This is a genomic window from Pseudomonas sp. FW305-28 (assembly GCF_017351395.1).
Taxonomy (GTDB): domain Bacteria; phylum Pseudomonadota; class Gammaproteobacteria; order Pseudomonadales; family Pseudomonadaceae; genus Aquipseudomonas; species Aquipseudomonas fluorescens_AA.
The window spans coordinates 13,203-39,290 of record NZ_JACNDD010000061.1; the positions used below are offsets into that span (position 1 = coordinate 13,203).

Here is a 26,088-nt window from a genome sequence, read left to right on the forward strand (position 1 = left end):
GTTTTGGCCCGGAGCGGAAGATGACCCCATCGACGCCGTTGTGCTGATGGCGTCACTTCCTGCGGAGTCGACCATGAACCCTATCAAGCACTATCACTTCCCGCTTTCCGGCCATTCCCATCGCGTTCAATTGATGCTTTCGTTGCTCGGGCTACCGGTCGAGGAGGTCTTCGTCGACTTGGCCAAGGGCGCGCACAAACAGGCGGGTTTCCTCGCGCTCAATGCGTTTGGCCAGGTACCGGTCATTGACGATGACGGCGTGGTGCTGGCGGACTCCAACGCGATCCTGGTGTACCTGGCGCACAAATATGGCAAGGGTCGCTGGCTGCCCACCGATCCAGTCGGCGCCGCGCGGGTGCAGCGCTGGTTGTCGGCGGCGGCCGGGCCGATCCATGCGGGGCCAGCCACCGCACGGCTGATCACGGTGTTTGGCGCGGCCTACAACGCCGAGGACGTGATTGCCCGTTCCCACGCTGTGCTGAAAGTCATCGATCAGGAATTGAGCCGTCGTGATTTTCTGGCGGGTGACACGGCGACTGTCGCGGACATCGCCGGCTACAGCTACATCGCCCACGCACCGGAAGGCAATGTGTCGCTGGAGGACTATGCCCATGTGCGGGCCTGGCTGGTGCGGATCGAAGCCTTGCCCGGGTTCGTGGGCATGCCGCGTACGGTTGTCGGGTTGCAAAAGCACGCCTGAAACAGACCCGGTGGTGAGGGGGGTATCTTCACTGTGGGAGCAAGCTTTGCTCCCACACGGCAGAGATTTCGTCGCTCTATCGTGATTTGGTATCAGGCGTAGGAAAGTGCCTTTTCCTCCAGCAGTTCCTCGTACAACTGCACCCACTTTTGGCCCATCTCTTCGGAGGTGAACAACTGGCGGTAACGGGCTTCGGCCTTGATGCCCATTGCCTGGGCCTGGGCCGGGTTTTCCCACAGGGTGCGCATCGCCTCGCGGAAGGCCTCGGGGTTGCTGGGGGGCACCACCAGGCCGGTTTCGTCGTGGATGTTGATGTAGCTGGTGCCGGTGCCGATTTCGCTGGAGATCATCGGCTTGCCGAACATCGCGCCTTCGAGCAGGGAGATGCCAAAGGCTTCGGAGCGCAGGTGTGAAGGAAACACGATGGCATAACTCAGTTCCAGCAATGCGACCTTGTCTTCGTCCCCCAGGCGCCCGAGGAAATGCAGGTTACGCAGGCCCAGTTTCGTGGCCTGGGCATGCAGTTGCTTTTCCAATGGGCCGGCGCCCAGGATGACGACGGGGTAATCCACGCCTTTGAGGGCGTCGAGCAGAATGTGCAGGCCTTTGTAATAACGCATCACCCCCACGAACAAAAAGAAGCGCTCGCCCAGTTTTGCCTTCCAGTGCGCCATGCGCTCGGCGTCAGGCTGTGGATAACTGGTCTTGTTCAGGCCGTAGGTGATGACACGGGTCTTGGCGCTGTATTCCTTGAGCACATCGCTGGTATGAACATAGTTCGGCGAGGCCGCGACGATGCGGTCAGCGCCGTCCAGGAAGCGTCGCATCAGCGGCCGATAGAGCTTGAGCAGGTGCCGTTGGCGAACGATGTCCGAATGGTAGGTCACCACGTAGGGTTTTTTCACGGCACTGCAAAAGTGCACCAGGTCCATGAACGGCCAGGGGAAGTGGTAGTTGATCACGTCCGCTTCGGCGGCCAACTCACGGAATTTCTTGAACACGCTGTAGGAGAAACCGGTGGACGCCACTTGGAAGTCCATCCGGGCTTGGTGAACGACATGCTGTCGAAGCTGGATCGGTTCTGGTGATGGCTGCCCGCTCAGGGCCAACACAGTGTTATCGATACTCAGCCGGTCAGTGCTGTCGCAGAGTTGAAAAATCACCTGTTCGATGCCACCCATGGAGTCAGGCAAATAGGTTTTGTAGAAGTGCAGGACTCGCATTCAACCTCCCAAGGCCTGGCGATACGCGTGGGCAGTGACCTTTGCACAGCGTTCCCAGGAAAACAGCGCCGCCTGTTGTAATCCCGCCTCCCGACATGCTTGCCAGTGTAGGCGGTCTTCAATCAACCGCTCCATGGCGTCGCGCATGCCTTGCGGATCGTCGGGTTCGCAATAGATACCGGCCGGCCCGGCCACTTCCGGCATCGCCGAGCAGCGGGTGGTCATCACCGGCGTGCCACTGGCCATGGCTTCGAGCACCGGCAGGCCAAAACCTTCGTAGTACGACGGGAACACCAGTGCCCGTGCTCCCGCCAACAAATGGGCGACCTGTTCGTCAGGCAGGTAACCCGCCAGACAAACATGACCGCCAGCCAGGGCGCGTTTCAACTCATCATTGAGCTGCGCCTGTTGCCATCCGCTCATTCCTACAATGAACAAAGGAAAAGCCTGACGTAGGGATTCAGGGAGCCCGGCATGGGCGCGCAGGGCCAACGACAGGTTCTTGCGTGGCTCCAGGGTGCCGACACAGAGGAAGTATCGGCCGTGCTCCAGGCCATGGGCTTTGAGCACGGCGTCGATCGCTTCCGGTTCGCGCGGGTGGAAACGTGCCGCGACCCCCAGTGGCGCGACCCTCAGGCGCTCGGCGGGCAGGCCGAAATACTGCTGGGCTTCATCGGCGATGAACTGCGAGTCGGTCAGGATCAGCTGCGCCTGCTCCACTGCGTGGCTGAGTCGTCGCTCGATTTCCTTCAGGCGTGCCGGTGGTTGCGTCTCGGGGTAGCGCAGGTGCGTCAGGTCATGGAGAGTGATCACCGTCGGCCCTTCGAAGGCCAGCGGCCACAGGCTGGGCTCGTGATACAGGTCGATAGCTTTTGAACGACCTTGATCGAAGCGTTTCTGCTCCAGCCAGCGCCGCGCCTGGTAGGCGCCCGGAACCCGTCGCAGCAAGGGGCTCAGCCTTGAATAGCCAGGCTTGGCGGTTGGCGGCAATTGCGGGCTCCAGCCCCAGCCGTGGAATAGCGACAGCTGTACATCCGGTTCCCGGGCCAAGGCCGTCGCCAGTTCCGCCACGTAGTGGCCGATGCCGGTGCGTGGCGCCTGGAGAATGCGTGCGTTGAGGGCTATCCGCATGCTGTTTCCCTGTCGACGATCACTTCGTCGACGTGTCGCTCGATCCGCTCCACCAGTTGCGCGCTGGCCTGGCGCCAACTCAGCCATTGCCATTGCTCCAGGTTGCGCCTGGCCGGGAATACCCCGGTGTGTTCCATGTCGATGACCAGGTTCGCCAGGCTTTGGGGATCGTCGAGATCGAAGTAGACCATGAAGTCACCGCCGATTTCCCGAAATACCGGGATGTCGCTGCCCATCGCCGGCAAGCCGCGTTGCATGGCCTCCACCAACGGCAGGCCGAAGCCCTCCACGTAGGACGGGAACACCAGTGCAGTGGAGTGTCGATAGGCGTGTTCCAGGCTTTGGTCCGCCAGGTTGTTGAACATGAACAGGCGGCTGTCGAGTTGTGGATGACGTTGGATACGTTCGATCAGGGCTTCGCATTTCCAGCCGATTTTCCCGACGATGCATAACCGTGCTTGTGACCCGGCGGCCCAGGCCCGCTCGAACGCATCGATCAGGTAGGCATGGTTTTTCCGCGGTTCGATGGTGCTGACCATCAGGAACACCGGTTCGGGGCGCTTGAACAGCCGCAGCAAGTTCGGGTCGACGGCGTGAGTGGCGTCGATCAGGTCCAGTTCGCTGCCCAAGTGGAAATAGTCGAACCAGCGCTCGCGCACCTGTTGTTCGCCAATACGTCGGACCATTTCCTGGCGAAGCTGGTCGCGGATGGTGGTGGAGATGGCGATGTAGCCGTCGGCGGTGCGGGCAATCCAGTCGAACCAATGGTCGAACACCTTGACCAGCCCGGCGTCGCAGAATTGTGGGTGGGTCAGGGGAATCAGGTCATAGATCACCGAGATGATCCCGACGCCATCACGCTTGAGCTGTTCGGCCAGGGGAAAGAAACCTGAGTGCCAGGAAGAGTCCAGCAATACCAGTTGATCGCCGGCTCGATGTGCCAGCGGTACGCTGCGCGCCGGGGCAGGCTTGCGTTTGAGCAGACGATCGAGGATTCGAATGGGCAGGCTCAGGCACCCCAGGGCGAACAGTCGGCAAGCAACGTACAGGAAGCGGCGCGCCCAGATCGACTGGCTGAAGGGGCGCTGCTGTTCGAGGGACCGATGTCTGACCCAGAACAGGTTGGCGAACTGTAGCAGCCGTACTCGCAGGCCGGCCAGATCCAGTCCGTCCGTGGGCAGGGGAGCCAGGCTTATCACTTCATACAGCTTGCCCTGCAGCATCACCACGGGAATGCATTCGCGGTCCTGGTCCTTGGCCGGTAATTCGCGAATGACGTTGCGCACCACTCGCTGAATGCCGGAGTTGTCATTCGGGTGGTCGTATACGTAGGTGCAATCCACCAGCAGACGGCTCATGGCAACTCCTTTTGCGGCAACGCCTCGACGGCCGTCTGGCTCGAACGCTGGATACTGGTCCGGGCCTGGAGCCAGGAACAGCCGACGAAATCCTCCTGGCGATTATTGATGACGTGAAACACCAACCCATAGTCGCGCCATTCGAAATTACGGTCCAGGTGCGAGTCCAGTCGCGACAGGCTGAGCGCGACGGAGTAATTGCCCTTGCCCAGGCGCATGTCGAAACTGAAACGGAAGGTGATCTGTTCGCCGGCCTTGAGGTCGGTCACGGCTTTGTCCTGGCGATGGGTGTTGATGCCGTACATGGGTTGGCCAAGGCGGTCCTTGATCAAAAAGCCCAGCACCAGCCGCTCGATGTCCTGGCGGATTTCAACCCGCACTTGCAACACCATTGGCTGGCCGATCTCGGCCACTTCCACCGACTGCCCCTGGCTGTTGAGCAATTGCACATCGACGATGCCGGCCTCGCCGGTACCGGAAATCGTGCGTATCTGGCCGTTGGCGAGCATTTCCTGGCGAACCACCTGGCCCTCGCGCTGGGCCAGCATCGCGTTGTAGTAATCCATCACCTCTTCCGGCTTGCCGCGCATGGCCATGCGCCCGTGTTCGAGCAGGATGGCGGTGTCGCAGATCGACTGGATCGCCGAGCGATCGTGGGACACGATCAGCAGCGTGGTGCCGGCCTTGCGGAAGCTGCGGATGCGCTCGAAGCTCTTGTGCTGGAAGTAGGCATCGCCCACCGACAGTGCTTCGTCGACGATCAGGATGTCCGGGCGTCGGGCGGTGGCAACGCTGAACGCCAGGCGCATCTGCATGCCGCTGGAGTAGGTGCGTACCGGCTGGTCGATGGCCTCGCCGATTTCGGCGAACCCCTCGATCTCGGGCATCAACGCTTGTATTTCCTCCACGTGCATACCCAGCAACTGACCGGCCATGAACGCGTTCTGGCGGCCGGTGAAGTCTGGATGAAAGCCCATGCCCAATTCCAGCAACGCGGCGACGCGGCCTTGCAAGTGGATGTGGCCGCAGGTGGGTTGGGTGGTGCCGGTGATCATCTTGAGCAACGTGCTTTTGCCGGCACCGTTGACCCCGACGATGCCGACGGCTTCGCCGGGCTGGATCTCGAAATCCACGCCTTGCAGGATCCAGTGCAGTTGATGGCGCTGGCGGGAAAAGGGGATCAACCACTCGAACAGCCGGCTCCAGCGGTTCGGATACTGCTTGTAGGCCTTGCCCAGGCCGGTGACGCGCAAATGTCCCATCAGAGTTCATCCACCATTTCACCGCCGCGCCGGCGAAACATGCGCAGGCCCAAGGCACACAACAACAGGGCCACCACCAGCAACGGCACCAGCGAACTCCAGACCGGCCACTGGTTGTAGAGAAACAGGTTCTGGTAGCTCTGCATCAGGGCAGTCATGGGGTTGAAGGCGAGCAGTTGCTGGATCGATGGCGGCAGGATCGTCATCGGGTAAACGATCGGTGTGAGCCAGAACCAGAATTGCAGGCAAATGCCGAACAACTGCCCGACATCGCGGAAAAACACATTGAGGATCCCCAGCAGCATGCCCAGCCCGGCGGCGAACATCACTTGCAGGGCCAGCAGCGGCACCAGGGCCAGCAAGGTCATGCCTGGCCAGCGCCCGGTGATCAGCAGGAAACCGAGAAAGAGCCCGAGGATGATCGCGAAGTTGATCCCTGCATTGAACAGCACGATCACCGGCAGGCAGATCCGGGGGAAGCTGATCTTTTTCAGCAGGTTGGCGTTTTCCAGGAACATGCCCTGGCTGCGGGTGGTGATTTCCGCGAACAACCCCCAGGTCAGCAGCCCGGCACAGAGGTAGACGCTGTAGGCCATGCCGTCTTCGACCCCGGGCAGGCGGGCACGCATGATGTGGGAAAAAATCACCGTGTAGACGAGGATCATCGACAACGGGTTGAGCACCGTCCACAACGCGCCGAACAACGAGTTGCGATAGCGTGCCTGGAACTCGCGCTTGACGCTGCCCAGGACGAAGCCGCGATAGCTCCACAGTGAGCGTTGCAAGGCCAACAGCATCAGACGGCCCTGCCGTAGTGGTCTTCGAAGCGGACGATGTCGTCTTCCCCGAGGTATTCGCCGCTCTGGACCTCGATGATGACCAGGTCGATGACACCGGGGTTTTCCAGGCGATGCTTGTGGCCGGCGGGAATGAAGGTCGATTCGTTCTTGGCGACCAGGTGCGAGCCCGAGCCGTTATTGGTGACCTTGGCCATGCCTTCGACGACTACCCAATGTTCGTTGCGGTGATGGTGCATTTGCAGCGACAGCGATGCGCCAGGCTTGACCACGATGCGCTTGATCTTGAAACGTGGACCTTCTTCGAGGACGGTATAACTGCCCCATGGACGGCTGACCGTGCGATGCAGGCGATAGGCTTCGTGGTCCTTGTCCTTGAGTTGCCGGGCGACGCGGCGAACATCCTGGGCGCGGTCGGCATGGGCCACCAGCACGGCGTCGGCGGTGTCGATGATGATCAGGTTTTCCACGCCCAGGGCGGCCACCAGGCGGCTGTCGCTCTGGACGAAGGTGTTCTGGCTGTCGATAAACAGGGCTTCACCGGTGGCGCGGTTGTTTTGCCCGTCGGCGGGTACCAGGCTGGCGACGGCGCTCCAGGAACCGATATCGCTCCAGTCGAAGGCGGCCGGGATCACCACGACATTGGCTGAGCGCTCCATCAGGGCGTAGTCGATGGAGATGTCCGGCATTTCGGCGAAATGCGCCGCGGACAATTCCTGCTGCACACAACCTGAGGTTTCCACCGCCGTGCTGGCCGTGACACAGGCGCGCGCCTGTTCCAGCAGCTCGGGGGCGTGGGCGTGCAGCTCCGCCAACAGGGTCTTGACCGAGAAGCAGAACATCCCCGAATTCCACAGGAAACGGCCACTTTCCAGGTACTGCGTAGCGGTCTGCAAGTCGGGCTTTTCGACAAATCTCACGACCTTGGCCGCGCCCTTGGTATCCAGGGGCTGGCCCCGTTCGATATAGCCGAAGCCGGTTTCCGGCGCCGAGGGCAGCACGCCGAAGGTCACCAGATGGCCGTTTTTGGCCAGCTCCACGGCGTGCTCAACGGAGGCCTTGAAGGCCGCCTCGTCCTTGATCAAGTGATCGGCAGGCATGACCACCAGGATCGCCTCGTCACCGTGCAGGGCCTGTACCGCGAGGGTGGCCGTGGCAATGGCCGGCGCGGTGTTGCGGCCTGTCGGTTCCAGAACGAAGTGACCGCGATAACGCTCCAGGTGAGCGCTCTGATAGTGGTCGCGGCTCTGGAAGTAGTACTCGCGATTGGTGACGGTGACGATGTCGCCTCGACCGTCGAACAACCCCGCCGCCCGCCGATAGGTCTTGCTCAGCAGCGACTGGCCGTCGGGCAAGAGCATGAAAGGCTTGGGATGGCCCTCGCGGGACACCGGCCACAACCTCGTCCCGGCACCGCCGGAAAGAATCACGGGAATGAGCATGGCCTACTCCTTGGCGACGCGTTTCATGTCCGCATCCATCATCATGCGGATCAGGGTGTCGAGGTCGGTCCGAGGCTTCCAGCCCAGGACGCGTTGTGCCTTGGCCGGGTTGCCGAGCAACACCTCGACTTCGGCCGGGCGGAAAAACGCCGGGTCGATCTTGACGAAGTCACGGTAGTCCAGGCCCACGTGTTCGAAGGCAATCCTGCACATCTCGCGCACGGTGGTGGTGACGCCGGTGGCCACCACGTAATCATCGGGGCTGTCCTGTTGCAACATCAGCCACATGGCTTCGACGTAATCGCCGGCAAAGCCCCAGTCGCGCTTGGCGTCGATATTGCCCAGGCGCAATTCCTGCTGCTTGCCCTGCTTGATGCGCGCAGCGGCATCGGTGACCTTGCGAGTCACGAACTCGATGCCGCGCAGCGGTGATTCGTGGTTGAACAGGATGCCGCTGCTGGCATGCAGGCCGAAGCTTTCCCGGTAGTTGACGGTGATCCAGTGGCCGTACAGTTTCGCCACGCCATAGGGGCTGCGCGGATAGAACGGGGTGTGCTCGTCTTGTTGCTCGGCCTGGATCAGGCCGAACATTTCGCTGGTGGAGGCCTGGTAGAAGCGGGTCTGCACACTGAACTGGCGAATGGCTTCGAGCAGGTGGGTAACCCCCAGCCCGTCGACGATGCCGGTGGTCACCGGCTGGTCCCAGGAGGCCGCGACGAAACTTTGCGCGGCCAGGTTATACACCTCGTCCGGCGCCGACTTGATCACTGCCCGTTGCACCGAGCAGGCATCGGCCATGTCACCGTCCAGGTAAACGATGTCCTGTTCGATGCCCATCTCTCGCAGCCGCCAGCGCGAATCGCTGCTGCGTCGCGCCACCAGGCCGTGGACTTTGTAACCCTTGTCGAGCAGCAACTTGGCCAGATACGCGCCGTCCTGGCCGGTGATCCCTGTGATCAATGCACTTTTCATTCTTGTTGTACCCGTATCTCCCAGTCGGACAGGATCGTCCGCAAGGATTGTTGTGTTGTTGTTTCGGGCGTCCATCCGGTGGCCTGTCGTAGCTTGGCTGGGCTACCACAGACGCGACGCTGTTCTGCGCGGCGAAGACGCGCAGGGTCCTGGATAAGTTGCACATCGACCTGGGCGAGATCGCCCAGTTGTTCGATCAGGTTGCGAATGCTTTGCTCGCGCCCCGAGCAGATGTTGTAGACCTGCCCCGGGGTGCCTTTTTCCAGCAGGGTCAGGTAGGCCGAAATCACATCGCCGACATCGAGGAAGTCGCGGGTCACGTCGATATCGCCCACTTGCAGCCGGGCCGGTTGCAGGCCCAGCTTGATCCGGCTGATCTGCCGGGCGGCGCTGGCAATGACGAAGCTGTCCTTCTGGCCGGCACCGATGTGATTGAACGGGCGGGCCACCAGCACCGGCCAGCCTTCGCTCATGCCCCACTGCAGGCTCAGCAGTTCGGCCGACAGCTTGCTCACGGCATACGGGTTGCGCGGGGCGGGCGGTTGCAGTTCGGTAATCGGCAGTCGGTCTTCACCGACCTGGCCATAGACGTCACCGGAGCTGACATACAGGAACGTCCCGGTGAAACCCCGGGCCTTGAGGGCCTGGAGCAGGTTCAAGGTGCCCATCAGGTTGATGTGCAGGGTGCGCGCCGGATCGCGGAAGGCTTCGGGCACAAAGGTCTGGCCTGCCAGGTGGATCACGGCGTCGGGAAGCTCGGGCCAGAGGCCCTCCAGGGTCTTGGCGTCCGTCAGGTCGTAGCGTGCGGCGACAGGCATCACCTGCCACGTCGAATCATGACCGTTCAGTCGAGATTTGAGGTGACGTCCAACGAAACCGCTGAGGCCCGTAACGAACAGACGTTTTTTCAAGCACCAGCTCCCCTGATGGTTGCTTCGTCTATTGCGAACTGAGTGGGAAATTTCCGTAAGATCGGGGAAAAGCCACTCAACGATTAGCCTAGAGAAGCGTTTGTTGTAGTTGTTTGGTTGCCAATCTGTGCCAATTTTGCAGCAATTTCAACAGCGCAAACCGTGACTGGTCAGTTCTCATATTTATAGCTGGTTTATTCTCGCCGGGCGGTTCACGAACCCTTGGCGGATGTGTTTAGAATGCCCCTCGTCAGGCTGTCCCTGGTTTCGATCTTCGAGAGGAACCCCAGGAGCAGGACCATAAAAAAACAAGAACGAGACGGGTAGCGAGATGAACGACGCGTGGCGGCCCCCGGGCCGGCTCGATGCGTGACTCGACCGTCATGAAGTGGGGCTGCCGGGACGGCGGCGCCATGATGGGATGCCATGAATTTCATTCTTTACTCGGACGTAAACGACCACTCCATCAGCCAGAGCCTCGGCCGCCCTGAGTACAGCTATTACTTCGTGCTCAAGGCCTATCGTCCCGTGCTGGAAAGCCTGGGGCCGGTGCATGTGGTGTCGTCGGTTGCCGAGGTCGATCCGCTGTATCAGACACTGCAGCAGGCCGGGCAGGACTGCTTGTTCCTTTCGTTTTCCCCCCCGCACAAGACGCCGCTGGACCTGCTTTGCCCGATGGTCTGCGTGGTGGCCTGGGAGTTCGATTCGATCCCGGCCGAGCACTGGGACGACGACCTGCGGCATGACTGGAGTCGCACGCTGGCCCGTCATGGCCGGGTGATTACCCTGTCCAGCCATACGGCCGAGGCGATCCGTCGGACCTTGGGCGAGGATTTCCCGGTATTGGTATTGCCCACGCCGCTGTGGGAGCGTTTCGCGGCGGTTCGCGAGCAATACCCGAGCCTGCCGATCAACCCGGGAACGACCTTGCAGATCAAGGGCTGCATCATCGACAGCCTGCCCCTCGGGCTGTCGGCCGATGGCTTGATCGCACCGATCCTCGAAGAAGTGCCGGAACCGGAACCGGAACCAGAGCCGGAACCGATCATTGAGCCACCCCCTCTGACTTGGCGGCGGCGCGCATTCATTTCCCGCCATTACCTGCGCGAAGTCATCCGCGCCTTCAGCGGCAAGCACGAGCAGGGCCCCGTGTGGCTGTGCAAGCACAACCTGCTGTGCTGGTATCGCGAGGCGGTCCGCGACCTGGTCCCCGTGCCGGTGCGCGTTGCCATCAGCAGGGTCCTGAGAGGGCCGGCACCGCTGCCGGTGGCCGTCGAGCCCGTTCCAGAGCCTGCCCCCGAACCGGCGGCACCGGCACATCCCCAGGCCGTGCTGCCGGATACCCTCCAAGTGGTGGAAACCGAAGTCAGCGGCGTGGTGTACGTCAGCGTGTTCAACCCCGATGACGGGCGCAAGAACTGGCATCAGTTGGTCACCGCATTCTGTTGGGCCCTGCGTGACGTCGAGGACGCCACGCTGGTGCTGAAAATGACCCAGAACGACCTGTCGACCTACTACGTCGAACTGTTGACGCTGCTGTCCCAACTGTCGCCGTTCAGTTGCCGGGTGGTGGTGATGCACGGTTACCTGGAGGACGAACAATTCGCCCGGCTGTATGGCGCGGCGAGTTTCTACGTCAATGCGTCCCGCTGCGAGGGCCTGTGCCTGCCGTTGATGGAGTTCATGTCCTGTGCACGCCCCGTCATCGCGCCGGACCACACGGCAATGCGCGATTACATCGACGCCGAGGTGGCCTTCATCGTCAAGTCCAGCCGCGAACCGACCATCTGGCCGGAAGACTCGCGCATTTTGTATCGTACCCTGCGCCATCGACCCGACTGGGGCTCATTGAAACTTGCCTATCAGCAGAGCTACGCCATGGCCAAGCACCAGCCGCAGGCCTACCAGGCCATGGCGGTTGCCGCGAACGAGCGGATGCGCCGCTATTGCGCGTTCGCCCCGGTGCAGCAGCGCCTGGCGGATTTCCTGGCTGAGCCAGGTTGTGACGAAGGGCTGCCGCTGGCGGTCCAGGCAGGTAGCGCCTCATGTTGATCATCATTTATTCGGAAACCAACCAGAGCAACATTCTGGAAAACCTCGGTAAGCCCGAGTACAGCTATTACTTCGTGCTCAAGGAGTTTCGCCCGGTGCTGGAGCGGTTGGGGCGGGTGGTTGAAGTGACCCGGCCTGACGAAGAGGTCGATCAGCTGTACGCCGATTGCCTGGGGCGTGGCGAGGATTGCGTATTCCTGTCGTTTTCACCGCCTCATCGCACCGCTGCCCACTACGCTTGCCCGACGATTCCGGTGTTCGCCTGGGAATTCAGCACCATCCCTACCGAAAGCTGGCAGGGCGAGGCCCGGCACGACTGGCGAGTGGTCTTGGGCGCGACCGGCATGGCGATCACCCATTCCAGCTTCACCGTCAACACCGTTCGTGAGGTGATGGGCGCGGACTTTCCCATCGCCGCTGTCGCCGCGCCGGTATGGGACCGCTTTGCCGCCCGTGGCGCGGTGCTGGCCCAGCGGCCGACCGTGGATCACATGCGCCTGCAATTGCGTGGCCTGCTGATTGACAGTCGCACCACCGACCTGCGGCCTTATGGCCCACCGGTGCACCAGGCCGGCACGCCGCTGGTGCTGGACGGCCCGGCCGAGGATTGCGAGTTACTGCTGGACGGTGTGATCTATACCTCCGTGTTCAATCCCTACGACGGGCGCAAGAACTGGAAGGACATGATCAGCGCATTTTGCGCGACGTTTCGCGATGTTCCTGACGCTACCCTGGTGCTCAAGCTGACCCACCACGATGTCACCGCCGCGCTCACCGACATGCTCCACCACGTCTACAAGAACCAGTCGTACCGCTGCCGCATCGTGCTGATCCACGGTTACCTGGCGGACGCGGACTACGAACGGCTGGTGGAAGCCACCCGGTACGTGGTCAACAGTTCCTATGGCGAAGGGCAGTGCCTGCCGTTGATGGAGTTCATGTCCTGCGGCCGTCCGGCAATTGCGCCGCTGAACACGGCGATGGCCGACTACATCGATCACGACAATGCCTTCGTGGTGGATTCGACCGAGGAATTGACCGCCTGGCCCCACGACCCGCGTGCGGCTTACCGGACCCTGCGTTATGTCACCGATTGGGACTCGCTGTGCTCGGCCTACCGCGCCAGCTACGATGTGGCTAAAAATGATCCCGAGCGGTATCGCCGCATGTCGGCCCATGCCGTGCGCAGCCTGGAGAAATTCTGCAGCCAGGCCAACGCCGAGCAGCGTTTGCGGGCGTTTTTCGAACAACTGTCCGAGCGTCGCCGGAACGCGACGCAGCCATGATCCGGCGATGGCTGGCCGGGCGCAGGCCTGTGGCGCCTTCGCCAGCGCCGACGGCGGCCGTTTCGCCCCGGGATGCCGGCCTCTACGACGCGATGCTCGACGGCTGGTTTCGCAGCGAAACCGGCGAATTGCTCAAGGGTTTTGCCATCACGGCCGACGATACCTTGCTGGATGTGGGCTGCGGAGAAGGTGTGGCGACGCTGTTTGCCATGCGCCAGGGTGCGTCCGTGATCTTTACCGACAGCGAACAGGACAAGGTGCGCGACCTGGCTCGCCAAGTCGAAGCCCAGGCCGCCGCGCCGTTCCTGGGGTTGGTCAGCAACAGCTTGCCGCTGCCCCTGGCCGATGGCTGTGCGAACAAGATCGTCTGCATGGAGGTGCTCGAGCATATCCATGAGCCCGCGCCGTTCATGGCCGAGCTGGTGCGCATGGGCCGACCCGGGGCGCAGTATCTGCTCAGCGTGCCGGCTTCGGTGGGCGAGCATTTGCAGCAAGGCATCGCGCCGCCGGGCTACTTTCAAGCGCCCAACCATGTGCAGATTTTCAGTGCCGAACGATTCGCCGCGCTGGTGGAGGATGCCGGGCTGGTGATCGAGCATCGTCAGGCCAGCGGGTTTTTCTGGGTCATGGGCATGATTTTCTTCTGGGCCAGCGAACGAGCGGCCGGCCGGGACCTCGAGGGTGCCGTGCGTGACCGTATCCAGGCGCCGTATCCACCCTTGATGGAGCGCTGGGCGAGCCTCTGGCAGGACTTGCTGACGCAACCCGACGGCCTGGTGATCAAGCAGGTGCTGGACCGGTTCATGCCCAAGAGCCAGGTCATCATCGCGCGTAAGCCCGATCCTTCTTCCGGGAGTACTTCATGAGCGGCAAGCGGATCCTGGACATCGAATTGCTGCGCGCCGTTGCGGTGATCGGCGTGCTGTTCCATCACCTGCAAGGCATGCCGTTTCCTGGCGGATGGCCGCGCCTGGCGGCCCTGGCCGACAGTTTCCAGCTGTGGTGGGGCGTGGACCTGTTTTTTGCGATATCCGGGTTCGTCATCGGGCGCAGCCTGATCCCGCAATTGCGTCGCTGCGACAGCCCCCGGCAATTCTGGGCCGTCACCCGGGATTTCTGGATTCGCCGGGCGTTTCGCCTGTTGCCGTCGGCCTGGCTCTGGCTGCTGCTGGTGTTGTTCGCGGTGTTTTTCCTGAACCGTTCCGGTGCGTTCGGCAGCGTGCAGGCCAACCTGCAGGCGACCCTGGCCGGTTTCCTGCAATTCGCCAACCTGCGTTTTGCCGATGCCTTCATGCAGTATGAATACGGCGCGAGCTTCGTGTACTGGACGCTGTCGTTGGAAGAACAGTTCTATCTGATCCTGCCGCTGCTGGTGTTCGTCTCGCGCCGCTATTTGGTGTGGGTGCTGCTGGCGGTGGTGCTCGTGCAGTTTTTCACCTGGCGGGCGCTGTGGCTGTCGGTGATCCGTACCGATGCCTTGGCGCTGGGTGTGTTGTTGTCGATCTGGAGCCTGCGGTCCAGCTACTGGCGCTTCGAGCCCACGTGGCTGCGCCGCCCACCCCTGGGTGTGCTACTGGTGCTGGGCCTTGGTGGCGTGATGGCCTGGATCGCCACCGAGCACTTCAATTTGTCGTTCTACCGTCTCGGGGTCATTGCGGTGCTCAGTGCCGTGCTGGTCTGGGTGGCCTCTTACGATCGGGATTATTTGTTGCCCCGCGGTCGGCTGAAAACGGCGCTGACCTGGGTGGGCAGTCGTTCCTATGGGATCTACCTGATCCACATCCCGGTGTTTTTCCTGCTGCGCGAGTTGTGGTTTCGTTTCGCCCCCTTGGGCTCGCCGGACCCGGCAAGCCATCCCTGGCCGGCCCTGGCGTGTGCGTTGTTGCTGATCGGGCTGTTGAGCGAACTCAACTACCGCTGGGTCGAAATGCCCATGCGCAATCGTGGCGCCCGGTTGGTCGAACGCCTGTCCGCCGCCCGAACCGTCCTTCCTGTTTCTGGAGCCCCGTCATGCTGAGCCTTTTGAAGAAACTCACCACGGGCACGCCCGCGCCCGCCGAACCGGTGGCCGAGAAAGTCGACCCGTACATGCTTGGGCTGCACGATGCGATGCTCAGCGGCTGGTTCAACCAGCAAACCGGCGAATTGTTCACGGGTTTCCCTGTGACGCCTGAGGACACGTTGCTGGACGTGGGATGCGGCGACGGCGGCAACGTGCATTTTTGCGGAATGCGCGGGGCGAAGATCATCATCGCCGACATCGACGCGGCCAAGGTCGAAGCCACGCGCCAGCGCTTGAGCGACACCCCTGCGCGCGACGTCGAGTGCCATGTGACCGACTGCAATCCGCTGCCCATTGCCGATGCCACGGCCACCCGGGTGGTGTCCACCGAAGTCATCGAGCACGTCGACGACCCGGCGCAGTTCCTCGCCGAACTGGTACGGGTCGGCCAGCCCGGCGCGCTGTACCTGCTGAGCGTGCCGCACCCCAGTTCCGAAGACCTGCAAAAAGACATCGCCGCACCGGAGTACTTCCGCAAGCCCAACCACATTCGCATCATCAGTGAAGAGCAGTTCAAGGCGATGGTCAGCGAGGCCGGGCTGGAGGTGTTGAGCCACAGCCAATACGGGTTCTATTGGTCGATGTGGATGCTGTTGTTCTGGGAGGCCAAGGTCGACTTCAGCAACGCCGACCACCCGTTGCTCAATCACTGGGCCGACACCTGGCAAGCGGTGCTGAACTCACCGCGCGGGGCGCAGATCAAGCAGGCGCTGGACGCGGTGGTGGCCAAGAGTCAGGTGATTATTGCGCGTAAGTCTTGATGGGCTGTTAAAGAATGGAACCCTGTGGGACCGAGCCGTGGGAGCAAAGCTTGCTCGCGATGGCGTCGGGTCAGGTTGTATTGATGTTGACTGACCCACCGCTATCGCGAGCAAGCTCGCTCCCACAACGACGCGCTCGGCGTTAATCTGCACATCTTTTGCGCGCGGTAAGGTTTCATGACTGTTTTTTTCCGGCTCTCCCTGGCCCTCGCCATGTTGCTTTTGGCGGGCTGCGAACAACCGCCGCCCCCAGCCCTGGATCAACAGTTGTATATCTGGCAGCGCCAATGGACAAAGGCTCATGAGCCGGCGCTGCGCCAGAGCCGGGGCGATTTTTCCACGCTGCGGGTACTGGCGTTGCAGGCTTTTCCCGGGGCGGGCTGGCGTCGTGCGCGGATCGACCCGGGCCTGCTCAAGGCGGACGGCCGTCCGCTGATCGCCGTGATTCGCCTGGACGGCCAGCTCAAGGCCTTGGACCAGGACGAGGTCATTGCGCAAATCCAGCAAGTGCTGGGCGATTGGCAAGCCCAAGGCCTGACCCCGGTGGGCGTGGAGGTCGACCACGATGCTGGCAATGCACGGCTGCCGGCCTATGGAAACTTCCTCGGCCAACTGCGGCACAGCCTGCCGGCCAACCTGCGGCTCAGCATCACGGCGCTACCAGCCTGGCTCGACAGCCCCGCATTGCCGGGATTGTTGGAGGCGGTGGACAGCAGCGTGCTGCAGGTCCACGCGGTGAGCGATCCACGGCAAGGGCTGTTCGATCCGAAACAGGCCCGGCATTGGGCACAACGCTGGAGCGAGGTCACCACGGGGCCGTTTTATCTGGCCCTGCCAGCCTACGGCGTGGCGCTGCTGACCCAGGAGAGCGGCGTACCGGTGGTGGAAAGCGAAGTGCCGATCGATCGCGGTGGCGAGCGTCGGGAGTTGCTGGCCGATCCGCAACAAGTGGCCGGGCTTGCGGCTGATTTGCGGGCTGATCCGCCGAAACATCTCGCCGGGCTGATCTGGTTTCGCCTGCCTCTGGCCGGCGACCGGCGAGCGTGGAGCCTGACCACGCTCGGCGCCGTCGCCCGGGGCGATCACCTGGACAGTCGCCTGGCATTGCAGTGGGAGGAGCAGGGCGGTTTGTACGATGTCCGCCTGGTCAACCAGGGCAATCTCGACCGCCCCTGGCCCCAGCGCCTGACGTTGGCGGTCGGGGCGTGTGACGGTGTCGATGCCTTGGCCGGTTACACGTTGCAACAAACTCCCGGACTGCTTACCTTCACCCGCATTCAGGAAGGCCGCTTGGCGGCTGGTAGCCAACGAGCAATCGGCTGGGCGCGCTGTACGAAAATCGACCAAGGAGGTTTCAATGTTTACCCGTAAGTGGCCTCGTCACCTGCTGTGCCTGAGCCTGTGCCTGCCGCTGGGCCCGGCGCTGGCCTGCGGGCCGGATTTCCCGATGCGCCTGCTGGATAACCGCGCCCAGACGCTGGCGGAGTTGCCCGAAGGCAGCTTTCGCTTCGAGGTCAGCCGTCTCGGCCAGGCGATTGCCGGGCTCAAGCCGGCCACCGAGGCGACGCGCAACCCGGACTACAGCTATGACGACCTGCCTTCCTACGTTGAACAACGCAATCAGGCCGAGCAGATTGGCCTGACCCCGCCGCAACAAGCGGTGGTGGAGCGCCTGCGGGCGCTGACCGATATCGACCAGGTAGCGGCCGAGGCAGCCAACCTGCCCGATGAGCTGCGCCTGTATGCGCTCGGCGCGACGGCTTTTAACGTCGGTGAGCATCAGCGCGCCGTGGAGGCGTTCCAGCAATTGCTGGCATTACCGGCTGACCAGCGACGGTTGCGCAGCACCTGGGCCGCGTATTCCCTTGGGCGGGCATTGTTTGCCGTGAGCACCGAGGCGGGCAGCGGCGACCCTGTGGCCTTGCAGGATCAGGCGCGAGCAGCGTTTCGCCAGGCTCGGGAAATGAGCATCGCCGGGTTCAGCGATCCGCTGGAACTGGGCATCGCCAGCCTCGGCGAAGAAGCCCGGGTGGCCTACACCGCCGACGACTGGGAGAGCGCCATCGGTCTGTACGCGATCCAGAACCTGCTAGGGTCCCCGGTCGGCTACAGTTCGTTGCTGCAATTGGCACAACGCCTGAGCGTCGAGTCGGATGAACGCTTGAGCGAGCTGCTCAAGACCCAAGCGGTGCAGCGACTGGTCACCGCCTACCTGCTCAGCCGCGTTGGCTGGTGGGACGGTGAAGAACCTTCGGGCGAGAAAAGGCTGGTCAAGCTGTTGCAGACCAACGCCCGGGACAACCTGGACGATGCTGACCGTTTGGCGGCGGTGAGTTACCAGCACGGCGATTACGCCAACGCCCAGGCGTTTGTGCAAAAGGCTTCCGACACAGGCTTGGCCTGGTGGGTGCGCGCCAAGCTGGCCTTGCGCGATGGCGACAAGGTGGCCGCGGCGGCGGCCTATGCCAAGGCTGCCCAGGCCTTTCCGAACGATGAATCCTGGGGTAGCCGGCGCACACCGGATTGGAATTACGAATCGGTGCAACCCAAGTGCCGGGTCGAAGGGGAAAGCGCGATCCTGGCCTTGCAGCGCGGTGATTACCTGCAAGCCTTCGATCAGCTCTATCGCGGCCAGAGCAACTATTGGTATGACGCCGCCGCCGTCGCCGAGCGGGTGCTCACAGTGGATGAGCTCAAGCAGTACGTCGACGCTCAAGTCCCGGCGCCACCGGCGTTGAGCCAAGAGGACCGGGACAACTACGTGCCGCTGCCGGTGGCCGCCAGCTTGCGCAATCTGCTGGGCAGGCGTTTGCTGAGGGAAGGGCGCTTTGATGAGGCGCCGGCTTATTTCGATAACCCGGACCTGCAGAACAAGGCCCGTGCCTATGGGCAGTTGCGCCAGGACGCCGAGTCCAAGTGGTGGCCAACCCGGCGGGCCGAGGCGTATTTCCATGCGTCGTGGATGGCGCGCAAATGGGGTATGGAACTGCTCGGCTATGAGATGGCACCGGATTACGCCAGCCTGGGCGGCAATTACAGCTTGGAACCGGTCGAGCTGAACGTCGGGCCACTGGTGGCCGAAGGTGAAGTGCAACGCCAGCAGGCCAGCGTCGCGCGGCCGGACGTGCGTTATCACTATCGGTTTGTCGCCACGGCGCTGGCGAGTCAGGCGGCGGATTACCTGCCCCATACCAGCCAGGCGTTTGCGGCGGTGCTGTGCAAGGCGGTGGGGTACAACTCCAGCCTTGAAGAGCAAAGTGCGTTGTACCAGCGCTATGTGAAGGACGGCCCGTACGTGGATTGGGCTGGGGATTTTGGTCATCAATGCCAGGAGCCGGACTTCGGCAAGGCGAACAAACGCTACGTGACCCAGGCCCTGGACCCGATCCGCTCGACGCTGCGACCTTACAAGGTTTGGCTGGAAGTGGGCGGGCTCGTGCTGGTGGTGGCGGTGGGGTTGGGGTTGATCAGTCGTCGGCGGCGCAAGGCCCGGATGTCAGCCTCCTGAGGTGAAGCACCCATTGTGGGAGCGAGCTTGCTCGCGATAGCGGCATTGCAGGCACTACCAGTGCCTATGGATGACCGCATCGCGAGCAGGCTCGCTCCCACAGGGGTGGGTGTTATCGCCCGTGGAGCGTTGTTCCTACATCTGCGTCGCCATCCCCTCCACATTCATGGCCGCCTGGCGCAACGCCTCCGAACGGGTAGGGTGCGGGTGGCAGGTCAGGGCGATGTCCTCGGCCGAGGCGCTGAACTCCATGGCCACGCAGTACTCCCCGATCATCTCACTGACGCTCGGGCCCACCAGGTGCACGCCAAGGATTTCATCGGTGCGCTCATCGGCCAGGACCTTGGCGAACCCTTCGGTCTCGTGGTTGATCTTGGCCCGGCTGTTGGCCGTGAACGGAAACTTGCCGACCTTGTAGGCGCGGCCTTCGGCCTTGAGCTGTTCCTCGGTCTGGCCGACGCTGGCCAGCTCCGGACGGGTGTAGATGACGCTGGGAATCAGCGCATAGTTAACCTCGGCGGCCTTGCCGGCGATCTGTTCGATGCAGGCCATGGCTTCGTCTTCGGCCTTGTGGGCCAGCATCGGTCCGGCCGTCACGTCACCGATCACCCAGACGCCGGGTGCTTCGGTACGGTGATGCTGGTTGGCGAGCATGCCGCGTTTATCGGTGCTCAACCCGACGTTTTCCAACCCCAGCCCTTGCGTGTAGGGCCGTCGACCAATGGCGACCAGCACGTAATCGGCGTCCAGGGACTGTGCTTCGCCGCCCGCCGCCGGTTCGATCTGCAATTGCACACCGCTGGCCGAGGTCGTGGCGCCGGTGACCTTCGAACTCAACTTGAACTGGATACCTTGTTTAGCCAAGGCCCGTTGCAAGGTCTTGCCGGCCTCACCGTCCACGCCCGGGCAGATGCGATCGAGGTATTCCACCACGGTCACCTGGGCGCCCAGGCGCCGCCAGACCGAGCCCAGCTCGAGGCCGATGACGCCAGCGCCGATCACCACCAGATGCCGGGGCACCTCACCCAGGGACAAGGCGCCGGTGGAGTCGAGGATGCGCTGGTTGTCGATGGTCACGCCTGGCAGCGGCATGGGTTCCGAGCCGGTGGCGATGACGATGTCCTTGGCGGTGAGTTCGGTCTTGCTGCCATCGTCACCGGTGACGGTCACCTTGCCCGGCCCGTCGATGTGGCCCCAGCCTCTGATCCAGTCGACCTTGTTCTTGCGAAACAGAAACTCGATGCCCTTGGTCAGGCCCGTCACGCTTTCGTCTTTCTGCTTCATCATTTGCGCAAGATTGAGGGTAGGGCTGACCTCAATGCCCAAGTTGGCGAACTCCGTTCCCGTGGCCGCTTCGTACAGTTCCGAAGCGTGCAACAAGGCCTTGGAGGGCATGCAGCCGACGTTCAGGCAGGTGCCGCCCAAGGTGGCTCGACCTTCGACACAGGCGGCCTTCAACCCTAACTGCCCGGCCCGAATCGCCGCGTTGTACCCGCCGGGTCCACCGCCCAGAATGACCACGTCGTAGTTGCTCATCGCTGTTCTCCCGCTTGGCCTGATAAAAAATTATGAGCGTAATATGAGCGTTTCCAGAGATTCCGGTCAAGGCTTAAGTCAAGAGGTCGGCGTGGGCCTTGTCATGAAGAATTCAAAACGGAAATTTCACAGTAATCGTTATAAGGTAACGGCCTATAACGAAGCGGCGGTGGCGTCTGCCCACAGGCCCGGATTTTGATCGCCACGAAAGCTGGGGTGGTATGCAAGTCGATCTAGATATCGAGGGGGCACAAGTGGCCGAATGGCCGCGTTTCCAGCGCGCGTCGTTTCAAGGACGCCGCTTGAAGCTTATCGCCTGCGCCTTGGGAGGCGTAGCGGGATTGGGTCTGGTCCTGGCGTTTTTTATCGGGGTGTTTTCGCCGCAATCGCTGTGGCCGGTCTTGCTGGTCAGCCAAGGTGCGGGACTGTTGGTGCTGGTGGCCGGCTTGCAATCCGCCTGGTGGGTGACGCAATGGCGCAGCAGGGCATTGTTGCCGGCTGTGGATAACCTGCCGACGGAAAACGAGCCTGTTGATAACTTGGGTTGGTATGAGCGGCTGCTGGACCGCATCGGTGCCCGTTCGGTCGGCCTGCTCAAGCAAATCGGTGCGCCCGCGTTGTGGCTGGCCGGTTGGGCCGTGCTGGTATTGCTGGGCCTGGAGCACGCCTGGGACTTGCAGTTGCCGGCTGCCGCCCTCGGTGTTTCCGCCAGTGTGGGGGCGGTGCTGTCGTTGTTGTTGGCGTTCGGGTTATTGGTGTTCGAGCGGCAATTGGCCCAGCAGCCCCCCGTGGAATGGCCGGAAGCGCCAGCGCTGGCGCAACTGACCCGGGTGGCGATCATCGTGCTGGTGCTTGGCGCCTTGTGCTTGCTGTTCGCTGCAGAAACGTCCATCTGGCCGGTGCGCCTGGCGGTGCTGATGGGGCTGTTGCCGGGGCTGGTGGCGGCGGAGTTGTTGTTGCGCGCGGTGCTATCGTTGTTCATCCCGCGCCGGGACGCCCTGGAGCCGACGCTGCTAGGCCGCAGTGTCATCGCCGATCTGCTGCGCTGGCCACCGCAACCGTGGCTGGCCTTGCAGCATGAGCTGCATAACCGTTTCGGCATCGACCTGCGCCAGATCTGGGCCTTCAGCTACATGCGTCGGGCTTTTCTGCCGGTGTTGGCGTCAGTGGCGCTGGTGGGCTGGTTGCTGACAGGTGTGCACGAAGTGCCGCTGCAGGGGCGGGGCATCTATGAGCGCTTCGGTAAACCGGTAGAGGTGTTCGGTCCCGGTTTGCATGTCGCGTTGCCTTGGCCGTGGGGCAGGGTGCTCAATGTCGAGAATGGCGTTGTGCATGAACTGGCGACCAGCGTCGCGCAGAGTCGTGCAGAGGTCGAGGCTGAACCGGCGGAGGGACCGGCACCGGCCATTGCCAATCGGTTGTGGGATGCCAGCCATGTGAACGACAAATCCCAGGTCATTGCCAGCCGTCGTGCCGACCAGCAGAGCTTCCAGATCGTCAACATGGATGTGCGTTTTGTCTATCGCATCGGCCTGACGGATGCCGCGGCGCTGGCGGCGACTTACAACAGCGCCGATGTGCCGACGCTGATCCGCAGCACCGCCAGCCGCATCCTGGTGCATGAGTTTGCTTCGCGTACGTTGGATGGTTTGTTGGGCGCCGACCGCGTGAGCCTGGCCGACGAAATCGGTCGCGCTGTCCAGGCTGATCTGCAATCTGTCGACAGCGGTGTGGAAATCCTGGCGACGGTGGTGGAGGCGATTCATCCGCCGGCCGGTGCGGCCAATGCCTACCACGGCGTGCAGGCCGCGCAGATCGGCGCCCAGGCATTGATCGCCCGGGAGCGTGGCGCGGCGGCGGAACAGACCAACCAGGCGCAATTGCAAGCCAGCATCGCCCATGACCGGGCCAGTGCCACGGCGCGGGAAATCAACGCGACCGCCCAGGCTGCCGATTTGCGTTTCAACGCCGACCGCAAAGCCTACGCTACGGCGGGGCACGCTTTTGTGCTGGAACATTATTTGAGCCAACTGAGCCAGGGCCTCGGCAATGCCCAGTTGCTGATTCTCGATCATCGCCTGGGCGGTAGCAGCAACGCGCCGACCATCGACTTGCGAACCTTCACGCTGCCGGCCGACCCCGCGTCGCCGCGTAACCCTGTCCCGCCAGGAGCTGCCCATTGAGCCAGTCCTCTTCACACGATCACGCCGGTCACGATCACGGCCATGCCGGTCATCACCATGGTCATCATCACCACCATCACGGCGACCCGCAGCAAGCCGGGCCGTTTCCTTGGCGGCGGATGGGCTGGGCCGTGTTGTTGGTGGCATTTGCCGTCGCGGCCGCGAGCCTGGTGCAAGTGCGGTCGGGGGAGGCCACGGTCATTACCCGTTTCGGCAATCCGGCCCGGGTGCTGCTGCAACCTGGCCTGGGGTGGCGCTGGCCGGCGCCGTTCGAGGCGGCGATCCCGGTGGACCTGCGATTGCGCACCACCTCAAGCGGCCTGCAGGATGTCGGTACCCGCGATGGACTGCGGATCATTGTTCAGGCCTACGTGGCCTGGCAGGTCCAGGGCGACCCGGACAACGTGCAGCGTTTCATGCGCGCGGTGCAGAACCAACCGGACGAAGCTGCGCGGCAGATCCGCACATTTGTCGGCTCCGCGCTGGAAACCACGGCCGCCAGTTTTGACCTGGCGAACCTGGTCAACACCGATGCCAGCCAAGTACGCATTGCCGATTTCGAAGCGCAGTTGCGTCAGCAGATCGATCAACAGTTGCTTGCCACTTACGGTGTACGGGTGTTGCAAGTCGGTATCGAACGCCTGACTTTGCCATCGGTAACGCTGACTGCAACGGTCGACCGCATGCGAGCCGAGCGCGAAACCATCGCCACCGAACGCACCGCCATCGGCAAGCGCGAAGCGGCGCAGATTCGCTCCGCCGCAGAACGTGATGCCCGCGTCGTGCAAGCCGATGCCACGGTAAAGGCCGCTGATATCGAGGCGCAATCCCGGGTAGACGCGGCCGAAATCTATGGCCGGGCATACGCCGGCTCTCCCCAGCTCTACAACCTGCTCCGTTCGCTGGACACCTTGGGCACCATCGTCAGCCCAGGCACCAAGCTGATTTTGCGCACCGATGCCGCGCCATTCCGTGTCCTGGTGGACGGTCCTGCCTCCATGGACGGCAAAGGTGGAACACAACCATGAGTTTGGTTCCACGTGGAACAAATACGTTATCCAGTCCGTGGATCCAGGCCGGGCGTTTGGCGTTTCTAGCGCTTTACGCCGTCACGGTGTTGGCGGCGTTGGCCTGGGTCTTTTCCAATGTGCGCCAGATCGACCCGCAGAATCGTGCGGTGGTGCTGCACTTCGGCGCCTTGGATCGTATCCAGAATGCCGGCCTCTTGCTGGCTTGGCCGCGTCCCGTGGAACAAGTGATCCTGCTGCCAGCAGCGGATCGGGTGCTCGAGCGGCGGGTGGAAAATCTGCTGCGCTCGGATGCGGCCTTGCAGGCTGATCGTGTGGCCAGTTTCGCCACGCCGGTCAGCGATGCATTGGCCGGCTCTGGTTATTTATTGACCGGTGATGCCGGTGTGGTGCAACTGGATGTGCGGGTGTTCTATAAGGTCACTGACCCTTACGCTTTCGTCTTGCAAGGCGAACATGTCCTGCCGGCACTGGACCGACTGGCGACCCGCAGTGCCGTGGCCCTGACCGCGGCCCGGGACCTGGACACCATTCTGGTGGCTCGCCCCGAACTGATGGGCAGTGACAACCAGGCGGCCGAGCGCCGCGAACGCTTGCGAGGCGATCTGGTTCAGGGGCTTAACCGACGCCTGGCTGACCTGGCGGCGACGGGGCAGGGGCTGGGCATCGAAGTGGTGCGGGTCGACGTGCAATCGAGTCTGCCCGGGCCGGCGGTGAGTGCTTTCAATGCAGTATTGACCGCCAGCCAGCAGGCCGACAAAGCCGTGGCCAACGCACGGACTGAAGCGGAAAAACTCACCCAGGTCGCCCGCCAGGACGCTGACCGTGCCGTGCAAGTCGCCCATGCCCAGGCCAGCGAGCGGCTTGCCAAGGCTTCGGCCGACACGGCCACGGTACTCGGGCTGGCGAAGACCCAGGGCAGCGATCCGCAAATGCTGCTGCGCCTGTATCGCGAACGCATGCCTGCCATCCTTCGCCAGGCCGGTTCAGTGACCACGGTCGACCCGAAAGACGACTCTCGGCTGATCATCCAGGGAGCCGGCCAATGACCGCTCGAACGCCTGCTGTACCGATGCTGTCCTCGGCGGAGCAACGCATCGCCGCCCGGCAACTGACCTTGGCGATGCTCGCTCTTGGCTTGCTCGCATTGGGCCTGGCATGGCGCGGCTGGTCGCCAGAGCAGAGCGGCGTCAGCCAACTGCTGTTGGGGTTCGCCTCGCTGTTGGTGGCGGTGCCGGTGATGCGTTCGGCCTGGTACAGCTTGCGGTACCCAAGCCTGCACGGAATCACTGACCAACTGATCGCCCTGGCGATGCTCGGCGCCTGGGCCACCGGCGATCTGCTGACCGCGGCGTTGCTGCCGATCATCATGATCTTCGGCCATGTGCTGGAAGAGCGCAGTGTCATCGGTTCCCAAGAGGCGATCCATGCCCTTGGCCAACTGACCCGTAGCCAAGGTCGCAAGGTACAGGCCGACGGCTCGATCATCGACGTCGACAACGCGACGCTCCAGGCCGGCGATGTCGTGGAGGTGCGCGCCGGTGACCGGGTGCCGGCCGATGGTCGGGTGTTGTCCGGCCAGGCCAGCCTCGACACCGCGCCCATCACCGGTGAGTCGGTGCCGCTGGAGGCGGTGGTTGGCACGGAAGTCTTCGGTGGTGCGATCAACCTCGATGGCCTGCTGCGCCTGGAGGTGACCCGTACTGGCGAAGAGTCCACCTTGGGCAAGGTCATCGCCCTGATGCAAAACGCCGAACGCTCCAAGCCACCCATCACCCGTTTGCTGGAACGCTACGCCGGCAGTTACCTGGTATTGGTGTTGTTACTGGCGGCAGTGACCTGGTTCGTGACCAACGATGCCCAGGCGATGTTGGCG

20 protein-coding genes and 1 pseudogene are annotated in these 26,088 nt (G+C 62.8%); 12 read left to right on the plus strand and 9 right to left on the minus strand.

Annotated features, from left to right (window positions below; genetic code table 11):
* Nucleotides 1–73: 73 nt before the first annotated feature.
* Entirely contained in the window at nt 74–700 is a 627-nt protein-coding gene (locus J4E53_RS15755) for a glutathione S-transferase family protein (protein ID WP_103307934.1), read from the plus strand.
* Between the two features lie 92 nt (nt 701–792).
* On the opposite strand, the gene J4E53_RS15760 is transcribed toward J4E53_RS15755, so the two are convergent.
* Genes J4E53_RS15760 through J4E53_RS15795 form a run of 8 tightly spaced genes read right to left on the minus strand, consistent with a single transcriptional unit; the run spans nt 793 to nt 9,796 of the window.
* A complete protein-coding gene (locus J4E53_RS15760) occupies nt 793–1,923 on the minus strand; it encodes a glycosyltransferase family 4 protein (protein ID WP_103307935.1) in 1,131 nt (376 codons plus the stop codon).
* Nucleotides 1,924–3,054, minus strand: coding sequence for a glycosyltransferase family 1 protein (locus tag J4E53_RS15765; protein ID WP_103307936.1), 1,131 nt, complete (start codon nt 3,052–3,054; stop codon nt 1,924–1,926). It abuts the gene before it with no gap.
* Entirely contained in the window at nt 3,045–4,412 is a 1,368-nt protein-coding gene (locus J4E53_RS15770) for a glycosyltransferase family 1 protein (RefSeq protein ID WP_103307937.1), read from the minus strand. The genes J4E53_RS15765 and J4E53_RS15770 overlap by 10 nt, the downstream gene beginning before the upstream one ends.
* Nucleotides 4,409–5,674: an ABC transporter ATP-binding protein gene (locus tag J4E53_RS15775; RefSeq protein WP_103307938.1), complete on the minus strand. Its 1,266-nt coding sequence runs from the start codon at nt 5,672–5,674 to the stop codon at nt 4,409–4,411. Before J4E53_RS15775 ends, J4E53_RS15770 begins: the two co-directional genes overlap by 4 nt.
* Complete coding sequence (locus J4E53_RS15780; RefSeq protein ID WP_060739935.1) at nt 5,674–6,471, minus strand: ABC transporter permease; 798 nt, start codon at nt 6,469–6,471, stop codon at nt 5,674–5,676. The genes J4E53_RS15775 and J4E53_RS15780 overlap by 1 nt, the downstream gene beginning before the upstream one ends.
* Nucleotides 6,471–7,913 (minus strand): mannose-1-phosphate guanylyltransferase/mannose-6-phosphate isomerase, encoded by a 1,443-nt coding sequence (locus J4E53_RS15785; protein WP_103307939.1) that lies wholly within the window; start codon nt 7,911–7,913, stop codon nt 6,471–6,473. Before J4E53_RS15785 ends, J4E53_RS15780 begins: the two co-directional genes overlap by 1 nt.
* 3 nt (nt 7,914–7,916) lie before the next feature.
* The gene (gmd, locus tag J4E53_RS15790; RefSeq protein WP_060739937.1) at nt 7,917–8,885 is read right to left on the minus strand and encodes a GDP-mannose 4,6-dehydratase; all 969 of its coding nucleotides are present in this window, start codon (nt 8,883–8,885) and stop codon (nt 7,917–7,919) included.
* Nucleotides 8,882–9,796 carry a GDP-mannose 4,6-dehydratase gene (locus tag J4E53_RS15795; protein WP_060739938.1) on the minus strand — a complete coding sequence of 305 codons (915 nt, stop codon included), beginning with the start codon at nt 9,794–9,796 and terminating at the stop codon, nt 8,882–8,884. Before J4E53_RS15795 ends, gmd begins: the two co-directional genes overlap by 4 nt.
* Nucleotides 9,797–10,222: 426 nt before the next feature.
* Here J4E53_RS15795 and J4E53_RS15800 point away from each other — a divergent pair, with 426 nt between their 5' ends.
* The 7 genes from J4E53_RS15800 (at nt 10,223) to J4E53_RS15830 (ending at nt 19,465) form a co-directional block, all read left to right on the plus strand.
* Complete coding sequence (locus J4E53_RS15800) at nt 10,223–11,848, plus strand: glycosyltransferase (RefSeq protein ID WP_103307940.1); 1,626 nt, start codon at nt 10,223–10,225, stop codon at nt 11,846–11,848.
* On the plus strand, nt 11,842–13,134 hold the full coding sequence (locus J4E53_RS15805; protein ID WP_103307941.1) for a glycosyltransferase: 1,293 nt from the start codon (nt 11,842–11,844) through the stop codon (nt 13,132–13,134). The genes J4E53_RS15800 and J4E53_RS15805 overlap by 7 nt, the downstream gene beginning before the upstream one ends.
* On the plus strand, nt 13,131–14,000 hold the full coding sequence (locus tag J4E53_RS15810) for a bifunctional 2-polyprenyl-6-hydroxyphenol methylase/3-demethylubiquinol 3-O-methyltransferase UbiG (RefSeq protein WP_103307942.1): 870 nt from the start codon (nt 13,131–13,133) through the stop codon (nt 13,998–14,000). Before J4E53_RS15805 ends, J4E53_RS15810 begins: the two co-directional genes overlap by 4 nt.
* A complete protein-coding gene (locus J4E53_RS15815; RefSeq protein WP_103307943.1) occupies nt 13,997–15,151 on the plus strand; it encodes an acyltransferase in 1,155 nt (384 codons plus the stop codon). The genes J4E53_RS15810 and J4E53_RS15815 overlap by 4 nt, the downstream gene beginning before the upstream one ends.
* Nucleotides 15,145–15,957 (plus strand): class I SAM-dependent methyltransferase, encoded by an 813-nt coding sequence (locus tag J4E53_RS15820; protein WP_103307944.1) that lies wholly within the window; start codon nt 15,145–15,147, stop codon nt 15,955–15,957. Before J4E53_RS15815 ends, J4E53_RS15820 begins: the two co-directional genes overlap by 7 nt.
* Nucleotides 15,958–16,134: 177 nt before the next feature.
* Nucleotides 16,135–17,328: a DUF3142 domain-containing protein gene (locus J4E53_RS15825; RefSeq protein WP_103307945.1), complete on the plus strand. Its 1,194-nt coding sequence runs from the start codon at nt 16,135–16,137 to the stop codon at nt 17,326–17,328.
* The gene (locus J4E53_RS15830; RefSeq protein WP_103307946.1) at nt 17,315–19,465 is read left to right on the plus strand and encodes a hypothetical protein; all 2,151 of its coding nucleotides are present in this window, start codon (nt 17,315–17,317) and stop codon (nt 19,463–19,465) included. The genes J4E53_RS15825 and J4E53_RS15830 overlap by 14 nt, the downstream gene beginning before the upstream one ends.
* A gap of 135 nt (nt 19,466–19,600) precedes the next feature.
* Here J4E53_RS15830 and lpdA read toward each other — a convergent pair whose 3' ends face one another.
* The gene (gene lpdA, locus J4E53_RS15835; protein ID WP_103307947.1) at nt 19,601–21,001 is read right to left on the minus strand and encodes a dihydrolipoyl dehydrogenase; all 1,401 of its coding nucleotides are present in this window, start codon (nt 20,999–21,001) and stop codon (nt 19,601–19,603) included.
* Between the two features lie 221 nt (nt 21,002–21,222).
* Between lpdA and J4E53_RS15840 the strand changes: the two genes are divergently transcribed.
* From J4E53_RS15840 to J4E53_RS15855, 4 genes and pseudogenes are all read left to right on the plus strand, one after another.
* Nucleotides 21,223–23,184 carry a protease modulator HflK gene (locus J4E53_RS15840; protein ID WP_103307948.1) on the plus strand — a complete coding sequence of 654 codons (1,962 nt, stop codon included), beginning with the start codon at nt 21,223–21,225 and terminating at the stop codon, nt 23,182–23,184.
* Nucleotides 23,181–24,212: a protease modulator HflC gene (gene hflC, locus J4E53_RS15845; protein WP_060739948.1), complete on the plus strand. Its 1,032-nt coding sequence runs from the start codon at nt 23,181–23,183 to the stop codon at nt 24,210–24,212. The genes J4E53_RS15840 and hflC overlap by 4 nt, the downstream gene beginning before the upstream one ends.
* A complete protein-coding gene (gene hflK / locus J4E53_RS15850) occupies nt 24,209–25,261 on the plus strand; it encodes a protease modulator HflK (protein WP_103307949.1) in 1,053 nt (350 codons plus the stop codon). Before hflC ends, hflK begins: the two co-directional genes overlap by 4 nt.
* Nucleotides 25,258–26,088, plus strand: a pseudogene (locus J4E53_RS15855) (cation-transporting P-type ATPase); the annotation flags it as partial. The gene hflK and the pseudogene J4E53_RS15855, both read left to right, overlap by 4 nt.

Coding starts and splice junctions, on each gene's coding strand:
- J4E53_RS15755 (WP_103307934.1), top strand. CDS start 74: ATGAACCCTATCAAGCACTATCACTTCCCGCTTTCCGGCCATTCCCAT.
- J4E53_RS15760 (WP_103307935.1), bottom strand. CDS start 1,923: ATGCGAGTCCTGCACTTCTACAAAACCTATTTGCCTGACTCCATGGGT.
- J4E53_RS15765 (WP_103307936.1), bottom strand. CDS start 3,054: ATGCGGATAGCCCTCAACGCACGCATTCTCCAGGCGCCACGCACCGGC.
- J4E53_RS15770 (WP_103307937.1), bottom strand. CDS start 4,412: ATGAGCCGTCTGCTGGTGGATTGCACCTACGTATACGACCACCCGAAT.
- J4E53_RS15775 (WP_103307938.1), bottom strand. CDS start 5,674: ATGGGACATTTGCGCGTCACCGGCCTGGGCAAGGCCTACAAGCAGTAT.
- J4E53_RS15780 (WP_060739935.1), bottom strand. CDS start 6,471: ATGCTGTTGGCCTTGCAACGCTCACTGTGGAGCTATCGCGGCTTCGTC.
- J4E53_RS15785 (WP_103307939.1), bottom strand. CDS start 7,913: ATGCTCATTCCCGTGATTCTTTCCGGCGGTGCCGGGACGAGGTTGTGG.
- gmd (WP_060739937.1), bottom strand. CDS start 8,885: ATGAAAAGTGCATTGATCACAGGGATCACCGGCCAGGACGGCGCGTAT.
- J4E53_RS15800 (WP_103307940.1), top strand. CDS start 10,223: ATGAATTTCATTCTTTACTCGGACGTAAACGACCACTCCATCAGCCAG.
- J4E53_RS15805 (WP_103307941.1), top strand. CDS start 11,842: ATGTTGATCATCATTTATTCGGAAACCAACCAGAGCAACATTCTGGAA.
- J4E53_RS15810 (WP_103307942.1), top strand. CDS start 13,131: ATGATCCGGCGATGGCTGGCCGGGCGCAGGCCTGTGGCGCCTTCGCCA.
- J4E53_RS15815 (WP_103307943.1), top strand. CDS start 13,997: ATGAGCGGCAAGCGGATCCTGGACATCGAATTGCTGCGCGCCGTTGCG.
- J4E53_RS15820 (WP_103307944.1), top strand. CDS start 15,145: ATGCTGAGCCTTTTGAAGAAACTCACCACGGGCACGCCCGCGCCCGCC.
- J4E53_RS15825 (WP_103307945.1), top strand. CDS start 16,135: ATGACTGTTTTTTTCCGGCTCTCCCTGGCCCTCGCCATGTTGCTTTTG.
- J4E53_RS15830 (WP_103307946.1), top strand. CDS start 17,315: ATGTTTACCCGTAAGTGGCCTCGTCACCTGCTGTGCCTGAGCCTGTGC.
- lpdA (WP_103307947.1), bottom strand. CDS start 21,001: ATGAGCAACTACGACGTGGTCATTCTGGGCGGTGGACCCGGCGGGTAC.
- J4E53_RS15840 (WP_103307948.1), top strand. CDS start 21,223: ATGCAAGTCGATCTAGATATCGAGGGGGCACAAGTGGCCGAATGGCCG.
- hflK (WP_103307949.1), top strand. CDS start 24,209: ATGAGTTTGGTTCCACGTGGAACAAATACGTTATCCAGTCCGTGGATC.